General features: G+C 71.7%; 4 protein-coding genes. 2 read left to right on the top strand and 2 right to left on the bottom strand.

The features are described from left to right. Both LLG88_08290 and LLG88_08285 read left to right on the top strand, forming a co-directional pair. Nucleotides 1-510, top strand: a 510-nt coding sequence (locus LLG88_08290) for a hypothetical protein (GenBank protein MCE5246901.1), incomplete at its 5' end; no start/stop codon positions are given. Further along, on the top strand, nucleotides 497-1,801 hold the full coding sequence (locus LLG88_08285) for a (Fe-S)-binding protein (GenBank protein ID MCE5246900.1): 1,305 nt from the start codon (nucleotides 497-499) through the stop codon (nucleotides 1,799-1,801). The genes LLG88_08290 and LLG88_08285, both read left to right, overlap by 14 nt. A gap of 427 nt (nucleotides 1,802-2,228) precedes the next feature. On the opposite strand, the gene LLG88_08280 is transcribed toward LLG88_08285, so the two are convergent. Both LLG88_08280 and rmuC read right to left on the bottom strand, forming a co-directional pair. Next, on the bottom strand, nucleotides 2,229-3,407 hold the full coding sequence (locus LLG88_08280; protein ID MCE5246899.1) for an aminotransferase class V-fold PLP-dependent enzyme: 1,179 nt from the start codon (nucleotides 3,405-3,407) through the stop codon (nucleotides 2,229-2,231). Nucleotides 3,408-3,548: 141 nt separating this feature from the next. Then, nucleotides 3,549-4,967, bottom strand: coding sequence for a DNA recombination protein RmuC (gene rmuC / locus LLG88_08275; GenBank protein MCE5246898.1), 1,419 nt, complete (start codon nucleotides 4,965-4,967; stop codon nucleotides 3,549-3,551). Between the last annotated feature and the right edge of the window lie 6 nt (nucleotides 4,968-4,973).

Here is a 4,973-nt window from a genome sequence, read left to right as displayed (position 1 = left end):
CTGATCTATTCGTTCACCGGCGCGATGGCCCCGGCGCGCAAGGAATCGGTCTCGCGCCATCCCGCGGCGTTCGTGCTCGGCCTCGCGCTGCACGCCGGCGTCGCCGGGTCGTTCGTCGCCCTCGGCGCGGCCGCAATCGCGCCGGACGCGCTCGAGTCGCTCGCGCCCGCGCTGATGGTCCTCGCGCTGGTCGGGCTCGCCGGCGGCGTCGCGCTGCTGGTCAAGCGGATCGCCTCGGCGGAAATGCGGGCGGTGAGCGTGGCCGACGACTTCGTCGCCGCGACGCTCGTCGCGCTGTTCCTCGCCGACGCCGCGCTCTGGCTCGCGCAGTTGGTTCCGGCGGCCGGCTTCGCCGCGATGGGCGCGCTGCTGCTGTTCTACGCGCCGCTCGGCAAGCTGCGGCACATGGCCTTCTTCTTCGTCGCCCGCGGGGACGCGGGGTGGCGGCTCGGGCTGCGCGGGGTCTATCCGCCGGCCGGCCGCGCGGGAGGCGCCGATGTCGTCCGCTGAGACGGGCCTCGCGCGCGAGGAACTGGACGCGGCGCTCGCCGCGCTCGACGCCGCGGCCGACGGGCCGACGGCGCGGCACCTCAACGCCTGCGTCCGCTGCGGGCTCTGCGGACAGAGCTGCCACGTCTACCTGGGCGAGCCTGATCCGCGCAATCTCCCGGTGGCGAAGGCGGAGAAGGTCGCGCGCCTTTATCGGCGGCGGAAGACGCTCCTCGGGCGGATCGCGCCGCGCCTCGTCGGCGCCGACGACCTCGACGCGCGGACGCTTGCCGCTTTGACGGAGGCGGTGTTCGGCCGCTGCACCGGCTGCGGCCGCTGCGGGCTGCACTGCTCGATCGGCCTGGACGTCTCGGCGGTGATCCGCGCCGGCCGACGCGTCGTGCAGGCGGCGGGGCGCGTGCCGGTCGGCCTGCAGCGCACCGTGGACAACCAGATCCAGACCGGCAACCAGATGGCGATCACGCGGGACGAATTCCTCGCCACCTGCTCCTGGCTCTCCGAGGACCTCGCGCGCGAGGCGGGGACGCCGGAGGCGAAGGTCCGCGTGGACGAGCAGGGGGCGCGCGCCCTCTACCTCGTCAATCCGCGCGAAGTGAAGTTCTTCCCGCTCTCGCTGCAGGCCGCGGCCGGGATCTTCCACGCCGCCGGCGAGAGCTGGACGATGTCGTCGAACGTCTACGACGTGACGAACTACGGCTTCTTCGCCGCCGACGACCAGGCTGCGGGAGAGCTCGCGCGGCGCGTCGTGCAGGAGGCGCACCGCCTCGGCGTGAGCGAGATCATCCTCTCCGAGTGCGGGCACGGCTTCCGCGCCTTCCGCTGGGAAGGGCCGGCGTGGCTCGGCGCGCCGTACAAGCTGCCGGTGCGCAGCGTGCTCGAGGTCGTGGACGAGTACCTCGCCGACGGGCGGATCAAGGTCGATCCGGCGCTGACGACCGACCGCGTCACGCTGCACGACCCGTGCAACCTCGTCCGCTGGGGCGGGATCAGCGAGCCGCAGCGCCGCATCCTCAAGCGGGCCTGCACCGACTTCGTCGAGATGACGCCGAACCACGAGCACAACTTCTGCTGCGGCGGGGGCGGCGGGATGCTCTCGATGGAGGAGTACGGCGAGCGGCGCGTGAAGAGCGGCCGGGTCAAGGCGGACCAGATCCGCGCCACCGGCGCGACGGTCGTCGCCTGCCCCTGCCACAACTGCGCCGACCAGCTGATCGAGCTCTCCCGCGTCTACGAGCTCGGCGTGGACATCAAGGCGGTCGTCGAGATCGTCTACGACGCCCTCGTCCGCTGACCGCCTTCCAACGCTTCGACAATCGCGCCGGCCCGCGTCCCGCGACCGGCGCGATTTCTGTTCGGCGCGCGGAACGGCCGACGCCGAGGACGCCGAGCGCCCACGGCACCCGACGCGAACACCGAACCACGCGAACGCGGAACGGCGTGTAGGGGCGGCTGGCGCGCCCCGATCATCGTTGGACCACGACAGAAGCCACCGCGCCAGCCGCCCGACCTGAAACTCGCGCAACGTTGCCTTTCGTCGTCGTCCAAGGCGACCTTTCGCGGGAATCACGTCGGGAGGCAGGCGCGGAGGATTCCTGAGCGCGGCGACGATCGTCGGGGCGCGCCAGCCTCCCCTACGACGACGCGAAGGCCGTCGGCCGGAAAGGAAACGGGCCGGCGTCGCCGCCGGCCCGGTGGATCGAAGCCGCAATGCGACGACGTCAGTTGCGGTCGGCGGCGATTTCGGCGATCGCCTTGATCGTGTGGTCGATCTGCTCCGGCGTGTTGAAGGCGCCGGGGGAGAGACGGACGGTGCCGCGCGGGGCGGTGCCGATGTGCTCGTGGATCAGCGGCGCGCACTGCAGGCCGGTGCGGGTCAGGACGCCGTACTCGACGTCGAGGATCGTCCCCACGTCCGACGGGTCGTAGCCGTTCACCGTGATCGACAGCACGGCGACGCGGCGGTCGAGCCGCTTCGTGCCGTGGATCGTCACGCCCTTGATCCCCGCCACGCCGTCCTGCAGCCGGCCGAGGAGCGCGATCTCGTGCTGGTGGATCTTGTCCATCCCGCGTTCGAGGATCCACTCGAGCCCGGCGTGGAGGCCGGCGATGCCGAGCAGGTTGTGCGTGCCGGCCTCGAGCCGGTACGGGAACTCCTCGAGGTGCAGCGGCTCGGCCGAGCGCACGCCGGTGCCGCCCCAGATCGAGCTCTTGATCGGCGCGTCGTCGGCGATGCAGGCGCCGCCCATGCCGGTCGGTCCGAGCAGCCCCTTGTGGCCCGTGAACGCGAGGTACGAGATGTTCCAGGCGGCCATGTCGATCGGCAGCACGCCGGCGGTCTGCGAGCCGTCCACGGCGAACCGCACGCCCTCTTCGGCGCAGACCTTGCCGATCGCGGCGATGTCCTGCACCGTGCCGATGACGTTCGAGCCGTGGTTGACGACGACCAGCTTCGTCTCCTTGCGGATCGCCTTGCGGATCTCCTCCGGATCGACGTACCCCTCGGCGTCCGGCCGCACGAACGTCGCCGTCGCGCCGCGCTGCACCATGTGGTTCACCGGCCGGATGACGGAGTTGTGCTCGCACATCGTCGTGACGACGTGGTCGCCCGGCTCGATCGTCCCCTGGATGATCAGGTTCAGGCCGTGCGTCGCGTTCTCGGCGAAGACGAGGCGGTTCGGGTCCTTGTGCCGTCCCGCCGCCGCGAGGCTCGGGTTGAACAGCGCGCTCAGGTTCCGGCGCGTGTCGTGGATCAGCTCTTCGGCCTTGAGCGCGAGGTCGCACCCGGTGCGCCCGGGGTTGACGCCGCACTCGCGGTAGAAGGAGCTCATCTTTTCGTGCATGACGTCCGGCTTGGGGAACGTCGTCGCCGCGTTGTCGAGATAGATCAGCTTGTCCATTTCTCTCGCGCCGGGCGATGCGGCGCGGGGAGCGCCGACCGTCGCCGCCAGGTGGGGGGGCGAGGACATTTTAGCGAGCGGCGGCGGCGCGAGGGTCTTTCTTCTCAACAACTTGCATGTCTCAGTGAGAAGCGCCGCGCCTCAGGCTTCGTCGTCGGCGTCGGCCGCGACGTCGAACGCCGCCTCGCCGAGCAGCCGCCGCGCCTCGTCCGCCGGCAGCTCCTCGACCGCCTTCAGCTTGCGGGCCATCTGCCGCGTCCGCTTGCCGGTGTCGTCGAGGCTGTTCGTCGCCTTCTCGAGGTGCCCCTTGACCTTGTCGAGCACGTCGCCGAACTTGCCGAACTCCGTCTTGACCGCGCCGAGGATCCGCCAGACCTCGCTCGAGCGCTTCTCGATGGCCAGCGTGTGGAAGCCGAGCCGCAGGCTGCTCAGGATCGCGGCGAGCGTCGTCGGCCCGGCGACGACGACGCGCCAGTCGCGCAGCAGCGTCTCGGCGAGGCCGGTCTGGCGCAGCACCTCGGCGTAGAGCCCCTCGGTCGGCAGGAACATCAGCGCGAAGTCGGTCGTGCGCGGCGGGTCGAGGTACTTGTCGTGGATGTCCCGGGCCGCGACCTTCACCGCGAGGCCGAGCTGGTTGGCCGCCCGCTGCACCCGCTCCGCGTCGCCGGCCTCGGAGGCCTCGACGAGGCGCAGGTAGTCCTCCTGCGGGAACTTGGCGTCGATCGGCAGCCAGAGCGGCGAGGCCGCGCCGTCGCCGTCCCGCCCGGGGAGCTTGACCGCGAACTCGACCCGGTCGGCGCTGCCGGCGCGCGTGGCGACGTTCCGCTCGTACTGGTCCGGCGTGAGGATCTGCTCGAGGATCGCGCCGAGCTGGACTTCCCCCCACGTGCCGCGCGCCTTGACGTTGGTAAGAACCCGCTTGAGGTCGCCGACGCCGGTGGCGAGGTTCTGCATCTCGCCGAGGCCGCGCTGCACCGCCTCCAGCCGCTCCGAGACGAGCTTGAACGACTCGCCGAGCCGCTTCTCCAGCGTCCCCTGCAGCTGCTCGTCCACCGTGCGGCGCATCTCCTCCAGCTTCTTCTCGTTCCCTTCCTGCAGCGCCTTCACGCGCGCGTCGAGGGCGGCCGCGACCTTGTCGAGCTGCTCTTGGTTGGTGCGGGTCAGCCGCTCGAGCTGCTCCTGGTTGGCGCGGGCGAAGGCGTCGAGCCGGTCGCCGACCGCCTTGGTCAGCGCGTCGAAGCGGCGCGAGAGGTTGTCGAGCGCGGCGGCCTCGGCGGCGCGCGACTCGCCGGCGGTCTTCACCTGCGAGTCCTGGAACTCCTTGAGCCGCGCCGCGACCTCTTCCCGCAGCGCCTGGGCGTTGCGCGCGGCCTCCTCGCGCTGGCGGGCGGCCTCCTCGCGCTGCCGCGCCGCCTCGCGCGCCGCCTCCTCGCGGACCGCGCGGAACTCCTGCCGCACGGCGGCTTCCGCGGCGTCGCTCGGCGGCGCGGCGAGCTTCCGCAGCGCGACGAGCAGCAAGACGACCGCGACGAGCGACAGACCGGCGACGACGAACAGCATCCCTTC

Source organism: bacterium (assembly GCA_021372775.1).
Classification (GTDB): domain Bacteria; phylum Acidobacteriota; class Polarisedimenticolia; order J045; family J045; genus JAJFTU01.
The sequence above is the reverse complement of the archived record's forward strand: the minus strand, read 5'-3'. Positions and strand labels throughout refer to the sequence as shown.

Bases quoted from the DNA above. Each gene is read 5' to 3' on its own strand.
- rmuC (MCE5246898.1), bottom strand. From the start codon at position 4,967: ATGCTGTTCGTCGTCGCCGGTCTGTCGCTCGTCGCGGTCGTCTTGCTG.
- LLG88_08280 (MCE5246899.1), bottom strand. From the start codon at position 3,407: ATGGACAAGCTGATCTATCTCGACAACGCGGCGACGACGTTCCCCAAG.
- LLG88_08285 (MCE5246900.1), top strand. From the start codon at position 497: ATGTCGTCCGCTGAGACGGGCCTCGCGCGCGAGGAACTGGACGCGGCG.